The 17,620-nt window shown below is 55.3% G+C and carries 9 protein-coding genes; 7 read left to right on the top strand and 2 right to left on the bottom strand.

All coding sequences use genetic code 11. The features are described 5' to 3' along the window. Nucleotides 1-470 precede the first annotated feature (470 nt). The 6 genes from AC0IM9_RS00175 to AC0IM9_RS00150 all read left to right on the top strand — a co-directional run bounded on the left by AC0IM9_RS00175 (nucleotide 471) and on the right by AC0IM9_RS00150 (nucleotide 12,939). Nucleotides 471-2,453 carry a TonB-dependent receptor plug domain-containing protein gene (locus AC0IM9_RS00175; RefSeq protein ID WP_482802626.1) on the top strand — a complete coding sequence of 661 codons (1,983 nt, stop codon included), beginning with the start codon at nucleotides 471-473 and terminating at the stop codon, nucleotides 2,451-2,453. A 10-nt stretch (nucleotides 2,454-2,463) separates the two neighbouring features. Beyond that, nucleotides 2,464-4,545, top strand: a complete 2,082-nt coding sequence (locus tag AC0IM9_RS00170; RefSeq protein WP_482802625.1) for a TonB-dependent receptor plug domain-containing protein — start codon at nucleotides 2,464-2,466, stop codon at nucleotides 4,543-4,545. 105 nt (nucleotides 4,546-4,650) lie between these two features. After that, nucleotides 4,651-5,178 carry a YfiR family protein gene (locus AC0IM9_RS00165; protein ID WP_482802624.1) on the top strand — a complete coding sequence of 176 codons (528 nt, stop codon included), beginning with the start codon at nucleotides 4,651-4,653 and terminating at the stop codon, nucleotides 5,176-5,178. A 19-nt stretch (nucleotides 5,179-5,197) separates the two neighbouring features. Next, nucleotides 5,198-7,954, top strand: coding sequence for a response regulator (locus AC0IM9_RS00160; RefSeq protein WP_482802623.1), 2,757 nt, complete (start codon nucleotides 5,198-5,200; stop codon nucleotides 7,952-7,954). After that, nucleotides 7,955-10,102, top strand: coding sequence for a putative bifunctional diguanylate cyclase/phosphodiesterase (locus AC0IM9_RS00155; RefSeq protein WP_482802622.1), 2,148 nt, complete (start codon nucleotides 7,955-7,957; stop codon nucleotides 10,100-10,102). It abuts the gene before it with no gap. Continuing rightward, nucleotides 10,099-12,939 (top strand): EAL domain-containing protein, encoded by a 2,841-nt coding sequence (locus AC0IM9_RS00150; RefSeq protein ID WP_482802621.1) that lies wholly within the window; start codon nucleotides 10,099-10,101, stop codon nucleotides 12,937-12,939. The genes AC0IM9_RS00155 and AC0IM9_RS00150 overlap by 4 nt, the downstream gene beginning before the upstream one ends. 9 nt (nucleotides 12,940-12,948) lie before the next feature. Here AC0IM9_RS00150 and AC0IM9_RS00145 read toward each other — a convergent pair whose 3' ends face one another. Both AC0IM9_RS00145 and AC0IM9_RS00140 read right to left on the bottom strand, forming a co-directional pair. Further along, entirely contained in the window at nucleotides 12,949-13,782 is an 834-nt protein-coding gene (locus AC0IM9_RS00145) for a PHP domain-containing protein (RefSeq protein ID WP_482802620.1), read from the bottom strand. Further along, nucleotides 13,779-15,608: an ABC transporter ATP-binding protein gene (locus tag AC0IM9_RS00140; protein ID WP_482802619.1), complete on the bottom strand. Its 1,830-nt coding sequence runs from the start codon at nucleotides 15,606-15,608 to the stop codon at nucleotides 13,779-13,781. Before AC0IM9_RS00140 ends, AC0IM9_RS00145 begins: the two co-directional genes overlap by 4 nt. A gap of 68 nt (nucleotides 15,609-15,676) precedes the next feature. Between AC0IM9_RS00140 and AC0IM9_RS00135 the strand changes: the two genes are divergently transcribed. After that, a complete protein-coding gene (locus tag AC0IM9_RS00135) occupies nucleotides 15,677-17,590 on the top strand; it encodes a transglycosylase SLT domain-containing protein (RefSeq protein WP_278211937.1) in 1,914 nt (637 codons plus the stop codon). Nucleotides 17,591-17,620 lie beyond the last annotated feature (30 nt).

Here is a 17,620-nt window from a genome sequence, read left to right as displayed (position 1 = left end):
ATTACCCACCCCATTTACGGTCAGCGCTGGCTGCAACTAAACCTGTGGAACGATAAGTTATATTTTTCCGGCAGCGAAACAGCCGTCGACCAGGGCGGTTATCTTGAAGGCGCTTTAATTGCGGCAGATCGGGTTTATGCGGGACTCCACAATCCCGGTACATAAATACACTCGCAGCCCACCCAAACCGAATTTCGTGCCGCTCGATAAAACGCCAGGTCTTGGCGCAGACAGCCAAGCTAAACACAATTTTTTAGTACTATTCGGAATCGAATGTGAAAATCTGCGGTAGGTTGCACGGTTTGGCGGGAAACCGTTCGCCAAAAACTCGAAATCTGGCAATCTAGTCGCATTTTGAGTATCTGCTAACCCTTACACCATTGAGCTTCAACTACTGTTACCCAAATTGATATCCCGCGCTAGCAGACACTCGAGTCAATGAATTCATCAAGAATCGATCTTTACACTCAATGCGTAAACTGATTGCGGCGTCATTCTTCGCCTCGACGGCCTTCGCCAATGAAGCGACCCGTGAAGATTTCACCAATCTGTCGATCGAAGAATTATTGAAACTTGACATCATCAGTGCGTCGCGTCTTGGCGAAAAAACTAGTCAGGCTCCCACGTCAATTTCGATCTTGACCGCAAAAGACATCCGCACCTTCGGCTGGCGCACCCTGGCGGAAGCGCTAAACAGCCTGCGCGGGCTGTTCACCAGTAACGACCGTAACTATAGTTTTCTTGGTGCGCGCGGTTTCATGCGTAGCGGCGACTACAATTCGCGGATTTTGCTGATGATCGACGGCCAGCGAATGAACGAAAACATCTACGACGGCGGCTACATCGCGCAGGAGTTCATGCTGGACCTGGACTTGGTGGATCACATCGAATATGTGCCGGGTTCGGGTTCTTCTATCTATGGCGCCAATGCGTTTTTGGGCATGATCAACGTCGTCACCAAAAAAGGCCAAGCCATTAACGGAGCTCAAGTGGCCGGGGAAATCGGCACTTTCGACACCTACAAGGGCCGAGTCAGTTACGGCAAGACGCTGGACAACGGTGCCGACCTGCTGTTTTCGGCGTCGCATTTTGATAGCGCCGGTGTGGAAAACTTGTATTTTCCGGGATTTGATGCCCCCGCGACCAACTATGGTGTCGCCCACAATATGGACGACGAACGCGCCGACCGTATGTTCGGTAAGTTCACCTTCGAAGAATTCACGTTGAGCGGCGGTTATGTCAATCGTTTTAAACGGGTACCGACAGCATCATTCGATGCCGTATTCAACGACCAGCAATACTTCACTGAAGACAGACAGTTTTTTACCAATCTCAAATACGAAAAAAACCTCAGCGACACAGGCAAGATCCAACTCAAGGGCTACTACCAGGGTTACGATTACAATGCCGACCAAGCCTATCTGCTGGACGGCGCCCGTACCATCAACCACGATATTGCCAGCGGACGCTGGTGGGGCGGCGAAGCGCAATTGACCTTTTCGCCGATCGACGGCCACCGCGTCATCATGGGGTTGGAATACCAATACGATCAACGTCAGTCGCTGATCAACTACGACATCGATCCTTACTTCTCCTACGTCCAAAGCCGGCGTAGCGGCCATCGGCTGGAGGCGTATCTGCAGGACGATATCCAGATCCTGGACGATCTGATTTTCAGCGCCGGCGCCCGCCTCGACTACCACCACATGCTGAACAGTATGCAGGCCAACCCGCGGCTCGGCTTGATTTGGAGCCCTTTGGACAACACCCAGTTTAAACTGCTTTACAGTTCGACCTTTCGGGCGCCCAACTCCTGGGAACGCGACTACAATGCGTTTGGGTTCGTTGCCAACCCTTACATGCGCGAGGAGCAGATCAAAAGCTACGAAGCCGTCGCCGAATGGCGCGGCAACAGCGGGTTGCGGCTGCTAAGCTCGCTGTTTTACAACGATATCTCGCAATTGCTGCAGGGCCGGCCGGTCACCGACGACATCAACGGCGACTATTCGGTACAAAATTACGGTCGCTACCACGCTTACGGCATCGAGTTGGAAGCGGAAAAACGTTGGAACAATGGCCGGTTGCTAAAAGCCTCTTATACCTACAATCTCCTGACCAACGAGAACCTGCAGGGTACTTGGGCCACCTACTCGCCGCAAAACCTGTTTAAATTGCATTACGCTGAATCTTTTTTTAACGACAATCTAACGCTGGGGATCGAAAACATCTTTATCGACCGGCGCAAACTGGATTATGCCGGCAGCTTTGCCGACGCTTACAATCTGGTGAACGTGAACCTGAGTTCGGATAAAATCATCCGAGGCCTGGACACCTCTTTCGGCATCTATAATCTGTTCGATATTCACCCGCAGATGCCGGGGGTCAGCGACCAAGTAGACATCATCCGCATGAACGGCAGGGAGCTTCGTTTGAAATTCCAATTGACTTTCTGAGCTCCCGACCATGTTAAGTAAGGCATACCACCCCTTGACTCCGGCGACGTTGGCCCTGGTAATGGCCTGGTCGGCCGCCACTCAGTTCGCCGAAGCGGCCAACCAATCGCCGGACGACGAAAATCTGCCGGATTTGACAGCGCTGAGCGTCGAGCAGTTGTTGAATCTGGACGTGACGTCTGTGATGAAAACGTCGACCGACCTCAGCCATGTGCCGGCAGCGATTTACGTGCTGAGCAACGAAGACATCCGCCGCAGCGGAGCCACTACGATTCCCGAAGCGTTGCGGGTGGTCCCCGGCTTGAACGTAGCCAAAGTCGACGGCAACAAATGGGCGGTTTCGGTGCGCGGCTTCAATACCCAGTTTGCCAATAAATTGCTGGTGCTGGTAGACGGCCGCAGTGTTTACAACCCGTTGTTCTCCGGCGTCTGGTGGGACCAGCAGGACGTGATGATGGAGGACATCGAACGTATCGAAGTGATTCGCGGTCCCGGCGCCAGTCTATGGGGCGCCAACGCGGTAAACGGCGTAATCAATATCATCACCAAAACCGCAAAAAACACTCAGGGTACTTTGTTGAGCGGCCAAGTCGGCACTCAGCGCTACGGCGGCGGAGTCCGTTACGGGGCCGATCTAGGCGACGAGGCCTATTTAAAAGTCTACGCCCGCCACTCGGATTACGGCGACTCCAGAACCCGGGAATCGTCTCGTCAGGCCGGCGACGAAGGCGATCTGAGCAAAGTCGGCTTTCGCTACGACAAAGCGTTCGATATTGCCAATAAGCTGAGTATCCAGGGAGACGCATTCATCGGCGACAGTAACGGCGCACCGGTTGAGTTTCCGGCACTTACGGCCAATCTGACACCGGTGATGGCGCCGCCCTACTCCCAGCTGCTACCCGCCAACCAACAATTCTCCGGGCATTATTTACAAGGCCGTTGGGAGCACCACCAGGGTACAGATTCTACTACCGTCGTGCGGATGTATTGGGACCGGCATAGCCGAAAATCGCCGTTTCTGAACTCTCAATACCAGATCGATAGTTTTGATATCGACTTTCAGCACAACTACAAACTGGACGATCGCCACCTGCTGTTGTGGGGGACCGGTTTACGCTTCAACCTCAATGACTTCGAGAACAGTCCGCAAATTTCAATGAGCGCGCCGCAACGGACTGATCGAATTTATAGTTTCTTTGCCCAAGACGAAATCAGCCTAGTCCCGGACCGCTGGCGTTTGACCTTAGGCGGCAAAGTCGAACACAACCCGGTCACCGATTTCGAAGTTCAGCCCAACGCCCGCCTGTTATGGACGCCGGACGACCGTAATTCTTTCTGGGCGTCGGTATCGCGTTCGGTCAGAACACCGAACTGGGTGGAACAAAATATCTCGTACAGCCTGAATTTGCGTCCTCCGCAGCCCGGTTTGCCGGTACCCATGATCACCGGCTTGGTCGGTAATCCCAACCTTGAAGCCGAAAAAATGCTCGGCTTCGAACTGGGTTGGCGCGGCCAACTCATGCCGCAACTCAGCACCGACGTCGCCCTATACCATTACAACTACGATGACTTCACCAGTTATTCGGTTAGTAACAGTTTCAAAATCGTGCCGCCGGCGGGTTACGTATTGGTGAGTACCGGCTTGAGCAATTTGGGCCTTGCCGAAGTCTACGGCGGCGAAGTCAGTCTGGATTGGCAAGTTTCCGACAAGTGGAAGCTAAAAGCCAACTACAGCCACGAGGAAGACCGCGTCCGTTCGGGCAACGGCGTGCCGGCCAATGTCGTCGTCAATGACGGCAGCAGCTATCCGGTGCACAAAGCCATGCTGTGGTCGATGTACGATCTGACACCGCAATTGAAACTGGATTTGAATTGGCGCTTCGTCAGTTCCACCGTCACCAACCGGAGCTTTACTCGAGGCTATCAGGATCTTGACGCACGTTTAGCATGGGATCTGGGCTCGGGCTTGGAATTGGCGCTGGTCGGGCGCAATCTGCTCGACAGTTATCATTTCGAATACGGTTCCGATCTATTTTCCACCGCAACCGCCGTGCAACGCGAGGTCTACGGCACCTTGCGCTGGCAATTTTAACCGGGACGGCGGAACTCGATGATCTTGCAAACCCGACAAAAAATAGCTCGCAGCATGCAACCGGCCGTTCAGCGCCGCGGCTGTCGCTGGCGCCGGAATTTGGCCATGTCGGCACGCTGGGCGGGCACGATGCTGGTGCTGCCGCTGATATTTGTCCACAGCGCCTTTGCTGCAGAAACCGCTAACGAAGCCGCGGTAAAAGTCGCGTTTCTATACAACTTCTTCAAATTTATCGAATGGCCCGATGCCGCCAGCCAGAACAAATTTAACTTGTGCTTGGTAAGCCCGCACAACCTTGGCGACAATCTGCTGGCACTGGAAGGCAAAACCGTCAACGGCAAACCGTTGGCCGTCCTGCAAGATGTCGCGAGCAAAGATTTGAAAGCCTGCCATCTGGTATATATCGCCAAATCGGCTACCGGCGCCGGAGAGATTGCGCGGGATTTGAGGGGCGCACCGGTGGTCACTGTCAGCGACAAACCGGGCTTTTTAGAACAGAACGGTACCATTGGGCTGGTTCAGGACGGTAACCGACTGAACTTCGAGGTAAACCTGGACAATGCCAATGCCGCCAACATCCGCATCAGCGCCCAATTGCTGAAACTCGCTAGAAATCTGAACCTGAACAAATGATTCTGGAGCCGATATCGTCATGATCCGGGACAAGCTGGTCGACTTGCCGATGACCTATAAACTGCAGCGTTTGCAGGCAGTTACCTTGGCGTTGGCGTTGGCATTGACCTTGGCGATCGTCAGCGTTACCCAGGTTTGGCAGGAAAAAAACGAAATGCTCAACGAAATTCGCTCGTTAGGCAAGATGATCGGATTCAGCGCCGGGGCCGCGCTATTGTTCGGCGATGCCAAAACCGGTTCCGACATACTCGCCACCTTACGCGGCAAACCGGAAATTCTGTCCGCGCAACTTTACGGCCGCGACGGCGAGATTTTCGCCCACTATCCGACACAGGCTTTACAGCACAGCTTTCCGCCGAATCTGTTAAAAGCCCAGGAACAACAGATCGGCCAAAGGATGCGGTTGCTGAATCTGATAACGCTTAACCCCTTGCCGGACGATAATGGGGAAGTGGTCGGCTACCTGAGGATAATGATCGATTTACGTCCGTTGTGGCGCTCGGTCGGCATCAACTTGGGGCAAATTCTGCTCTCGATGCTCGTCGCCTTTATGTTTGCCGCCTGGTTCGGCCGGCGTCTGGCCGCATCCATCGCCGCACCGCTGACCCGATTGTCGCAACTGGCCAGACAGGTATCGGTCGATAACAATTACATGGTGCGGGCTCAAGGCGAAAGCCGGGACGAAATCGGCCAATTAGTGAAAAGCTTCAACCAGATGATCGAACGCATTCAACAACGCGACGCCGAGTTGGAAAACCAGCGCGGTTGCCTGGAGCGGGAAGTCGACCTGCGTACTGCCGACCTGCGCCAGGCCGTTATCGATGCGCAGGCCGCAAGTATCGCCAAATCCCAATTTCTGGCGACGATGAGCCACGAAATCCGCACGCCGATGAATGGCGTCCTGGGCATGACCGAACTATTGCTAGGTTCCGAATTGAAACCGACCCAGCGCCAATATGCAGAGACCGTGTTCAGCTCTGCGGATTCGCTGTTGACCATCATTAACGACATTCTGGATTTCTCCAAAATCGAGGCCGGCAAACTGGAACTGGAGGAAACCGATTTCAGCTTGAGCAATTTGGTCGACCAGCTCGGTGCCTTGTTCTTCGAGCGCGCCAGTAGCAAGAACATTCGGTTGTTGTGCGAAATCGACCCGGCAACGCCGAAAGAAGTCCGCGGCGACCCTTACCGTTTGCGGCAAATCCTGACCAATCTGTTGTCGAATGCCGTCAAGTTCACCGAGGCCGGCGAAGTCAAACTACAGGTTCGCAACCGGGAATCGACGCTGTGCACGTCGGGCAGCGGCCTGTGCCTGGAGTTCAAGATCAGCGATACTGGCATCGGCATGAATCCGGAGGCCTTATCCCGGTTGTTTCAGGCCTTCAGCCAAGCCGACGGCTCCACCACCCGCAAATACGGCGGCACCGGTTTGGGCCTGGTCATCAGCAAGGAGCTTTGCGAGTTGATGGGCGGCACGATCCGGGTGGAGAGCCAACCCCAGGTCGGCTCGGTTTTCAGCGTTTACTTGCCGTTGCGCGAAGCTCTGGCGCCGTTGCCGGTCAAAACTGCCGCGCAGGGCAATCTAACCGGAAAGCACGTGCTGGTCGTTGAAGACAACGCCACTAACGCCAGAATCCTGGAAAATCATCTGGCCGAATTCGGTATGCATTTCCGGGTTGCAAAAAACGGCGGCCATGCCCTGGAAATTTTGGATCAAAGAGCGCAATCCGGGCAGAGTTTCGATGTTGCATTGCTGGATATGAGAATGGACGGCATCAGCGGTACCGAACTGACCAGACGTATCCGCGGCGACGCCCGTTTTGCCGGGTTACGCATCGTGATTATTTCATCCAGTGCCGACGAAACCGAGATGGCCGAAATCCGCCACTGCGGTTGCGACGTGCATTTACCGAAACCGGTTTACCGCCGTACCTTGCAAGATACCCTGTTACGCTTGCTACCGGCGGACGTCGCGGTCGACGCCAAACCGGCTGCGCCTGCTTCCAGCGTGCGTATCCTGCTGGCGGAAGATAATCCGGTGAACCAGAAAATCTGCAGCGCCATGCTGCGGCAATTGGGTTACACCCTGATTTGCGCCAGCAACGGCCAGGAAGTGTTGAACTTGTTCCAAACCGAACCGGCCGATTTAATCTTGATGGATTGCATGATGCCGGTGATGGACGGCTACACCGCGACCCAGCAGATCCGCGAACTGGAACGGACAAATGCTACCAAGCGGACGCCGATTATCGCCCTGACCGCCAATGCGATGGAGGGCGACCGTGAAAAATGCCTGCGGGTTGGTATGGACGACTATTTGAGTAAACCGTTTTTGCAAAAAACCTTGCATGACAAAATCCGCGCGTTAATCGGCGACACCCGCCCGAACCTGGTTTCGGCGGTATCCGCTGCAGTTGCCGACATCGACCGCGGCCAACAGGCCGAATTCGATTCTGCTGAACTGCGCTCGCTACGCCAAATTGGTGGCGACCAGTTAGTGGCCGAGGTGTTAAGGCTGTTTCGGGAAAATGCCGCGCAGCAAATCAGCGCGATCGCGTTTGCGATCGAGCATCAACAGAGTGCAGAGGTGAGGCAAGCGGCGCATAGTCTGAAATCGACCGCAGCGAATATCGGGGCGAATCATCTGGCGGAATTGGCCCGCAATGTAGAACATGCCGCCCGCGATAACACGCTTGAGTTCGATAGTCGTATTGCCGAATCTTTGCAAACCGCCTATAAAACTATCGTGCAACAACTTCCCGCCACCGCTTCGTAGATGCAACGACCACACGCAACCAATCTGATCCTGGCCATCGACGATGACGACATGGTGCGTCTGATGTTGCAGGATATCTTGCAGCGCGAAGGCTTCGACGTGGTCTGTGCCGGTAGCGGTCGGCAAGGGCTGGAGTTTTGTACCAACCGGAAACCCGATCTGGTGCTGCTGGACGTGATGCTGCCCGATCTGAACGGCTTCGATTGCTTGCAAGCCATTCGCCAAATGCCGGGCAACGCCATATTGCCGATCGTGATGCTGACCGGCGTGGACGATCTGGAATCGGTGAACCACGCATTCGAATTGGGTGCCACCGATTTTATCGCCAAACCGATCAATTGGCCGACCTTGCCGCACCGGTTGCGCTATCTGCTACGCTCTGTAGCCACCATGTCGGCGTTGGCCAAGAGCGAGTTGGAATTACGCAAAGCGCAAAAAATTGCCCAACTCGGCAGTTGGGATTGGCAGGTTAGCAGCGACACACTGCAATGTTCGGATGAGATTTTCAATATTCTGGACATCGATCCGCCGCGTCATTCTTTCAAAATGCTGGATCTGCTCAACCGCGTGGACGCTTCAGAGGCCGCCAAATTGCAGCAGGCCATAGACTTGTGCCTGAAGAACAAGCTGAGTTTCCGCATCGAATTGCCGGTGACGCATCGCGACGGCAGCAGCCGGGTACTTCACATTCAGGGCGAACCAATTGTCGAGCACGATGCGGTGGAGCATATCCGCGGCGCGATTCAGGATATTACCGAACGTCGCCACATCGAAGAGCGGGTGCGGTTTTTATCCTATTACGACCCGTTGACCGGGCTGCCCAACCGCACCCTGTTCAAAGAAATTTTGGGCCAGGCCATGGCTGCTTGCGACCGTTACGGCACCGCGCTTTCGACCTTGTTCATCAGTATCGCCCGCTTCAAACGCATCAATGAAACCTTGGGGCCTAAAATCGGCGACCACGTGCTGAAAATGTTTGCCGATCGCTTGGTCGCCGAAGTCAGGGAATGCGATTACGTCTCGGCCAATTCGGACGTCGATCTGGCGGATATGACGGTATCCCGGCTAGGCGGCAGCACGTTTACCGTTTTGTTGAACCGGGTACAAGACGCCCGCGACAGCGTCAAAGTCGCCAAGCGGATTTTTCATATCATGCAGCAATCGTTTCCGGTCGAGGCCACCGAGCTGTTTTTAGGCATCAATATCGGCATTGCCGTATACCCCGGCGATGGCATGGATGAAGATAGCTTCATCAAAAACGGCGAATTTGCAATGAACCACGCCGGCGAATACGGCCACAACAACTACCAGTTCTTCAGCAAATCGCTGAATGTTGCTGCCTTCCATAAACTGGCGATGGAAAACAGCCTGCGCCGGGCCATCGAACGCGACGAACTGGAACTGTATTACCAGGCAAAAATCGACATTCGCCGCCATCGGGTAGTCGGTTGCGAAGCCTTGATTCGTTGGCGCCACCCGGAATTGGGTTTGATAGGTCCGTCACAATTCATCCCGATCGCCGAAGATTCCGGTCTGATCGCACAGATCAGCAATTGGGTTCTAGAGAACGCCTGTCGTCAGGTGCTGAGTTGGCGACGGCAAGGCGCTTGCCCTGAATTGGTGATGTCCGTCAACGTCTCCGCCAACCAATTCCGCCAACGCGGATTCTGCGGCCATGTCCGCGAGGTATTGGCGCAAATCGGCCTGGAGCCGCGCTATTTGAAACTGGAGTTGACCGAAACCATTCTGCTGCACAATGTCGAAGAGGCATTGGTTACGCTACGCGAGTTGCAGGCTTTGGGTGTCAGGATCAGCATCGACGATTTCGGCACCGGCTATTCGTCGTTGTCCTACCTGAAGAAACTGCCGATATCGGAGTTGAAGGTGGACCACAGTTTCGTTCGCGACTTGCCGCACAACGAAGACGACATGGCGATTACCTCGGCGATTTTGGCACTGGCCGAGGCCTTGTCCTTGGAAGTGGTTGCCGAGGGCGTAGAAAACCAGGATCAGGCTAACTTTTTGCTGGACAATGGCTGCGACATCGTACAAGGGTTTCTGTTCCAGCGGCCGATGCCGGCTGCCGAATTCGCCGAGTTTGCCAGAGTGTTCGATAGCCAATCCGTCGTTGCCCCGATTTCGCCGTGACCATCGATCCCAAAATTCTGATTGTCGACGACGACGCCATGGTCAGATTGTTGGTGGGCCAAGTATTACGCGCCAACCAATACCAAACCGTGGAAGCCGAAAACGGGCGCGAAGGCTTGCGCTTGTTTTGCCAGGAACAGCCGGATCTGGTGTTATTGGACGTGATGATGCCGGAACTGGATGGCTTCGCCTGTCTGCGGCAAATCCGGTCGCTGCCGCACTGTAACACGCCTATCGTCATGATGACGGCTATCGAAGACACTCACGCGGTTAACGAAGCCTTCGAGCTGGGCGCCACCGATTTTATCGGCAAACCGGTGCAATGGCCTCTGTTGCCGCACCGGATCGAGTACGTATTGCGCGCCCATCGCACGACGCAAAACTTGTTGGAGCAGCAAAATCTGTTGCGACACAGCGAGCAGCGCTTTCGCGAGCTGGTCGAAAGTCTGAGTTCCGAATATTTTCTGTTCTCTTTGAATCCGCAAGGTGAGTTCAGTTACCTGGGGCCATCGGTAGAACAGATTCTCGGTTATCCGGCCGACCGGTTATTGGGCGATTGTTTTGCTTTGGCGACGGAAAATCCCCTCAACCAAGCCGCCCGCGCCCATACTCAAGCCTGTTTGAACGGTATCAAGCCGCCCAATTACGAGTTGGAATTGCGCTGCCGAAACGGCGGCAGCCGGTTGCTAAGCCTAAACGCCACCCCCATTTTCGACGACCAGGACCGGGTGATTGCAGTCAACGGCCTGGCCCACGATATCACCGAAATTCGCCGGACCCAACAAGCACTCAGCGATAGCGAAGAACGCCTGCGTTTGTCGATGCAGGCCGCCAAACTCGGCTTTTTCGACTTGAATCCGCAGACCGGCGCAACCGTTGTCAATCGCGAATATTCGACAATGCTTGGTTACGAGGCGACCGCTTTTTCGGCCGACTTCGACGCCTGGGCCGAAAGGCTGCATCCCGACGACCGTCAGGCAACGCTGGAGCGCTATCGAGCCTATATCGGCGGCGCTCTCGGCGAGTACCGGCTTGAATATCGTGTGCGTTGCGCCGACGGCAGTTGGAAATGGATTCAGTCGATCGGCAGTATTGTCGAACGCGACGCCGACGGCCGACCGCTGCGAATGCTTGGCACCCACGCGGACATCACTGAGAGTAAAATCGCCGCCGAACGCTTGAAATTGCTCGCCAAGGTGTTCGAAAACAGCGGGGAAGCCATATTTTTATGCGCGCCGGACCTCACTATCGTCTCCAGCAACCAAGCCTACACCAATATTACCGGTTACCGGGCCGAGGAAGTGTTCGGCAAGAAGCCGGCGATGCTCGATTCTGAACATAACGACAGCGGCCATTTCCGCCGTATCCGCCAAGCATTGAAGGATAACGGCTATTGGCAAGGCGAAATATGGGACACCCGTAAAAATGGCGAACCCTATCCGGCCTGGCTCGGTATCTCGACAATAGGCGATACATACGGTGCGGTCAGCCACTACATCGGCATTTTCTCGGACATCACGGCCCGCAAAGCCGCTGAAGCCCAGATTGAATATTTGGCCCGGCACGACCCGCTGACCAACCTGCCGAACCGGACTTTGCTGCGCGACCGTTTCGACCAAGCCATGGCTCATGCTTTACGCAATAACACGCTGGTTGGCCTGCTGTTTCTGGATCTGGATCATTTCAAGAACATCAACGACACGATGGGTCACGACGTCGGCGACCGTCTGTTGCAGGGCATTGCCGAACGCCTGTGCCAATGCGTCCGCGAAGTGGATACGGTGTGCCGCCAAGGCGGGGACGAATTCATCATCATTCTGACCGACATTCCGGAGGTGGACACCATCGCCCAAATCTCGCTGAAAATTCTCGATCAGTTAAACCAGCCGTTTCAAATCGAGGGCATCACCGTGTGCACCTCATTCAGCATCGGTATCAGCCTCTATCCCAACGACGGTTTGAGTTTCCACGGCCTGTTGAACAAAGCCGACACCGCGATGTACGCGGCCAAAAACGAAGGCCGCAATACTTTCCGTTTCTTTTCCCATGACATGAACCTGGCCTCTATCGAGCGCATGAATATCGAGAACGGCCTGCGTGCGGCATTGAAACAAAACGAATTCCGCCTGCACTATCAGCCCCAATATTCGATTCGCGATAACAAAATCATCGGCGCCGAAGCCTTGTTGCGCTGGCAACCGGCCAGCGGCCCGATGATTCCGCCGGCCAAGTTCATTCCGATTGCGGAAGACAATGGCCTGATCGTACCGATCGGCGACTGGGTGTTGCGGGAAGCCTGCCGGCAGAACCGGATTTGGCGCGATGCCGGTTACGAATTGTTAGTGACGGTGAATATTTCTGCGCTGCAATTCAAACGCGGTAATCTACTGGAGTCGGTACGCTCCGCCTTGGCCGAGTCGGGCCTGGAGCCGGAATATTTGGAATTGGAACTGACCGAATCGGTGTTGATGTACGACACCGCGACGGTCATTCAGAATATTGCCGACCTGAGAGCACTGGGGGTCAGCTTTGCGATCGACGATTTCGGCACCGGCTATTCCTCGCTCAGCTATCTAAAGCGTTTCGCGGTCAACAAACTGAAGATCGATCAATCCTTCATTCAGGATTTAAACTCCGGTAAGGCCGAAGACGCGGCGATTGTCGAGGCCATCGTACAACTGGGAGACACGTTGGGCTTGTTGACGTTGGCCGAAGGCGTCGAGACTCAAGAACAAGCGGAACGTTTACACCAGCTCGGTTGCCATAAAGCCCAAGGTTTTTATTGGAATCAACCGTTGCCGCCGGACGAGTTCGGCGCGTTGTTCGACGCCGACTAAGCTGTAGCGTCAGAACAAATCCCAAACCGGATTGGCGCCGGCCGGCATCGCCGCCAACCGGCCCAATTCCAGGTACTGGTTACCCGGCGCGTGAAAATCCGAGCCTTGCGAAGCATACAACTGATGTTTGAGCGCAAAGCCGTAACTTAAGCGAATGTCATCGATACTGGCTCTGCCGGTAACCACCTCGATCCCCTGCCCGCCCGCGGCCTTGAACTGGCCCAGGGCCTTGTCCAACCATTTCGTGCTGAGCTTGTAACGTAAGGGATGCGCCAGCACCGCCACCCCGCCGGCCTGCCTGATCAAAGCCACGCATTCGGCCAGCGGCGCCCAGGCAGTCGGCACGTAGCCGGGTTTGCCTTTACTAAAATAACGGTCGAAAGCGTCCTGCTGAGTCTCGACATAACCGTGCTTGACCAGGAAATCGGCGAAATGCAGCCGGGTGATTTCGCCGTTGCCGGCCGCGCCGCGCAGTTCCGGATAAGCGTCCGGAATGCCTTTCTTGACCAACTTTTGGGCGATTTTTTGCGCCCGCTCCTCGCGCGTGATCTGCTGCCGACCAATTCCTTCCAACAACTGGCCGTTAGTCGGATCGATATTCAGACCGACGATATGCAGGCAATGGCTCTCAAAGCCGGCCGACAATTCGATACCTTGAATCAGCCGCATGCCGCAATCCTGCGCCGCTTGGCGGGCTTCGGCCAAACCGGCCACAGTGTCGTGGTCGGTCAGCGCCAGGACGTCGACGCCTTGTCGTTTGGCACGGCCGACCAGTTCGGCCGGCGGCAAGGCACCGTCCGACGCGGTCGAATGGCAGTGTAAGTCGTAAATCGGATCGGTCATTGGTAGTCGCCGTAAAGTTTGGCGTATAAGCCGTTCTGCTGAATCAGCACTTCGTGCTTGCCTTGCTCGCAAATTTGGCCCTGTTCGAACACGTAGACGTGGTCGGCCTGTTTCACCGCGCTCAAACGATGGGCGATGATGATGGTGGTGCGTCCTGCCAAAAATCCGTTTAAGGCCTGGTGCAGCTTGTACTCGGTTTCGCTGTCCAATGCCGAGGTGGCTTCGTCCAGAATCACGACCGCCGGTTGGCTGACGATCATCCGCGCGATCGCCATGCGCTGGCGTTGGCCGCCGGACAAACGCATGCCTTGGCGGCCGACCACCGTATCCAATCCGGCCGGCAAGTCTTTAACGACGTGTTTTAACTGCGCGATTTCCAGCGCCTGCCACAAAGCCGCGTCGGCAATATCTCGGCCCAAGGTCAGATTGGCGCGTATGGTATCGTTCAGCAGTGCCGGATGCTGCAGTACCGTCGCCACGTGTTCGCGCACCACGTCCAGCCCGATGCGGTCCAGCGGCACGCCGTCGAAATAAATCATGCCGCTACCCGGCGGATAGAGCCCGATCAGGGTTTGCGCCAATGTCGATTTGCCGCCGCCGCTGGCGCCGACCAGTGCTATCTTTTCCCCGGCCCGGATCGACAAATTGATGCCGTTCAGCACCGGTTCGTCCTTGTAACTGAAATGCAAGTGTTTGACGCTGACCGAAACCGTTTTCTTGCCCTGGAACGGATTGGCCAAATGCGGATAGTAAGGCTCGCGTTCTAGTCTGGCCAGCTGATTTACCCGCGTCAAAGCGGCTTTGGCGGCATAAAACGATTGCTGGATGCTCAAAATTTCCTGGACCGGCGCCATCATGAACCACAAATAACCGAACACCGCCAACATTTCGCCGATACTGAGGTTGGAATACAGCACCATCAGCATCGCAGTGGCGCGGAAGATATCGAAACCGAACAAAAAGGTCAGGAAACTCAGCCGTACCGTCGCATCGCTTTTCCAGGCGTAGATCGTGGAATGGTTTTTCACCGCCAGCGCGCTGTTGACCAATTGCCGACAGTAATGCTCCTCGCGGTTACTGGCACGGATCTGATGTATCGCTTCCAACGTTTCGCTCAAGGCCTGCTGGAAGATTGCGTAAGCTTTGTTTTCGTTGGCTTTCAACTCCTTGACCCGGGAGCCGACCGCCTTGGCCAGGTAAATCACCAAGGGGTTAAGGAAGATGATGAACAGGCCCAATTGCCAATGCATCCATAACAAGATCAGTGCAGTACCGAATACCGTCAACACCGCGACCAGCAACTTGCTGATCGTGGAGCCGATGAAGTTGTCCAGAGTATCCAGATCGGTCACCATGTGCGAACTGACGGTACCGCTGCCCAGACTTTCGTATTCCGACATCGAGATACGCTGCAAATGCGCCACCAGGCTGGCCCGGATTCGAAACACCACATCCTTGGCGATGTTAGAAAACTGTCGGGTCTGACTGATATTCAAGGCCAATGCGAATAGTCGCAACAACAAGCTCGCCAACAAAATCGCGCCGATATAGACCACAGGCGTACGCCATTCCGCCGGCAACCAGGGATTAAGCGTCGCCAACACGACACCGGGATGGTGTAACAGTACTTCATCTACCAGCAAAGGCATCAACAGCGGCACCGGCACGCTGGCCACTGTCGCCAGGATCGCCATCATATGTCCGGCCAACAATTGCTTTTTGTGTTGGAGAGCAATACCGTAAATGTAACGCCAGGAGTATTCAGTGTGGCTTGCAGCTTGATTGGTTTTCAACGTCTGTAAACGAATTCTATTGAGTTTAGCCATTATAATGGTCCGATGGCCGCGGCAAAACAGCTTGCCGGGCCGAATGGTCCGATTATCGGGGAAGTGCCATGTCGTTAATCCAAAATCTGATGCTCGCCGCAATCGTCAGCCTATTGCCGGCGTGGGCGACGGCCGGAGATTCCGAAATCGGCGATCTGCGCCAACGTTTTCTGCAGGCGGAACAAGCTATCGCAGCGCACCGCGAATCCGACTACCGTCAGCTCGCCGCCACTTTGAAAACTTACCCGTTGTATCCGTATTTGCAATACCAATGGTTGAAAAGCCGTTTGTCCGCCGACGATGAGATACGCGCGTTCCTGACAGAAAACGGGTCCAGCCGCTATGCCGGCTTGCTCAAGCCGAAATGGTTGGCTTACCTTGGCGAACAAAAACGTTGGCCGGACTTTTTAAGATATTACCAAGCCAGCGACGACAGTGCTTTGCAATGTTACGCCGGCCTGGCCTACGTCGAAACCGGCCAAACACCCGAGGCGTTCGTTCTCGCCCGCGCACTTTGGCTGAGCGGTAAATCGCAACCGAACAACTGTGACGGCCTGTTCGCGGCCTACCAAGCATCGCCTTACTTTAATCACGATCTAGTCTGGCAACGTTTCCATGCCGCCTTGAAACGCGATAATCCGGCGCTGGCCGAGTATCTCGCCCGTTTCCTGGCCGCTGATGAACTGCCGCGCGCCGAACTTTGGTTGAAACTACATCGGCAACCGGAAGCCATACAGACCGAAACCGGTTGGCGCAATCAACCGGCAGATGCACCGGAAATGCTGGGCCATGCCGTCGAGCGTTGGCTGGAGCGCGATCCTGGAGCGGCGGCACGATATTGGGATCAGGAAAAAGCGCAGCAGCCCATCGCGCCGGATCGCGCCGCCTTTATCGAAAGACAACTGGCCCTGGCCTTGGCATTGAAACACGATGCCCAAGCCTATCCGCGCTTGTCGCGTTTGGAAACCGACGACGAATCGAGCCGGGAATGGCGGGTGCGGGCGGCATTGAATAGCCAGGATTGGCCGAACGTGCTCACCGCCATCGCCCGCTTGAACAGCGAAGAGAAAAATCGGGACAAGTGGCGTTATTGGCAGGCGCGGGCTTTGGCGGCAGTCGGCCAAGGCGAAGCCGCTAACCGCCAATTCGTAGAGTTGGCGAAAAATCGCAGCTTTTACGGATTTATGGCCGCCGCTAAATCCGGCCAAGCGATCGACTTGGCGCACCGACCGTTACAAGTTGCCGAATCCGAGTTGCAAGCGCTAAGCAACCGAGCCGATTTTCAGGCGGCAAACGAACTGCTGGTATTGAATCGGCCGGCAGAAGCCAGGCGCCAATGGCAGTTCGCCGTTGCCAAATTGGAACCTAACCTATTGCCGGTTGCGGCTAAACTGGCACAACGCTGGCGTGCGCCGGCTTTAGCCATCGCTACCGTCGCCAAAGCCAATCATTGGGATGACGTCGAGTTGCGCTTTCCGCTGGAATACAGTCGGGAAATCGGGCAAATCGCGCAGGAAAGGCAGTTGGATCCCGCCATCATCTACGGTTTGATTCGTCAGGAAAGCGCCTTCGACAGTCAGGCCGATTCGCCCGCCGGCGCCAAAGGTTTGATGCAAGTGATGCCGCAAACCGGCCGGCAAATCGCTGCCGATCTGCACGACAGCTGGGGCGACGACGACAGTCTGTTTCGTCCGGAACTAAACCTAAAGTACGGCGCATTTTATTTCAAGAAACTGTTGCACCAGTTCGGCGGCCACTACGCTTTAGCTGCCGCGGCCTACAACGCCGGCGCCAACAAAATTAAGCGTTGGCTGCCCGGAAGCCAAGCGCTACCGGCCGATATCTGGATCGAAAACATACCGTACAAAGAAACCCGCGGCTACGTCGCGTCGGTCCTGATGTACGCTTTGATTTACCAGCAACGCTTGCAACGCGACTCATTGAAGCTTGACGACTTGCTGCGCGAGGTGATGCCGGGATAAAAATTGAGCTGATTTTTTAAGCCGATTATT

Source organism: Methylomonas sp. Uni0011, assembly GCF_056850255.1.
This window is presented reverse-complemented; position numbering and strand designations above follow the sequence as displayed.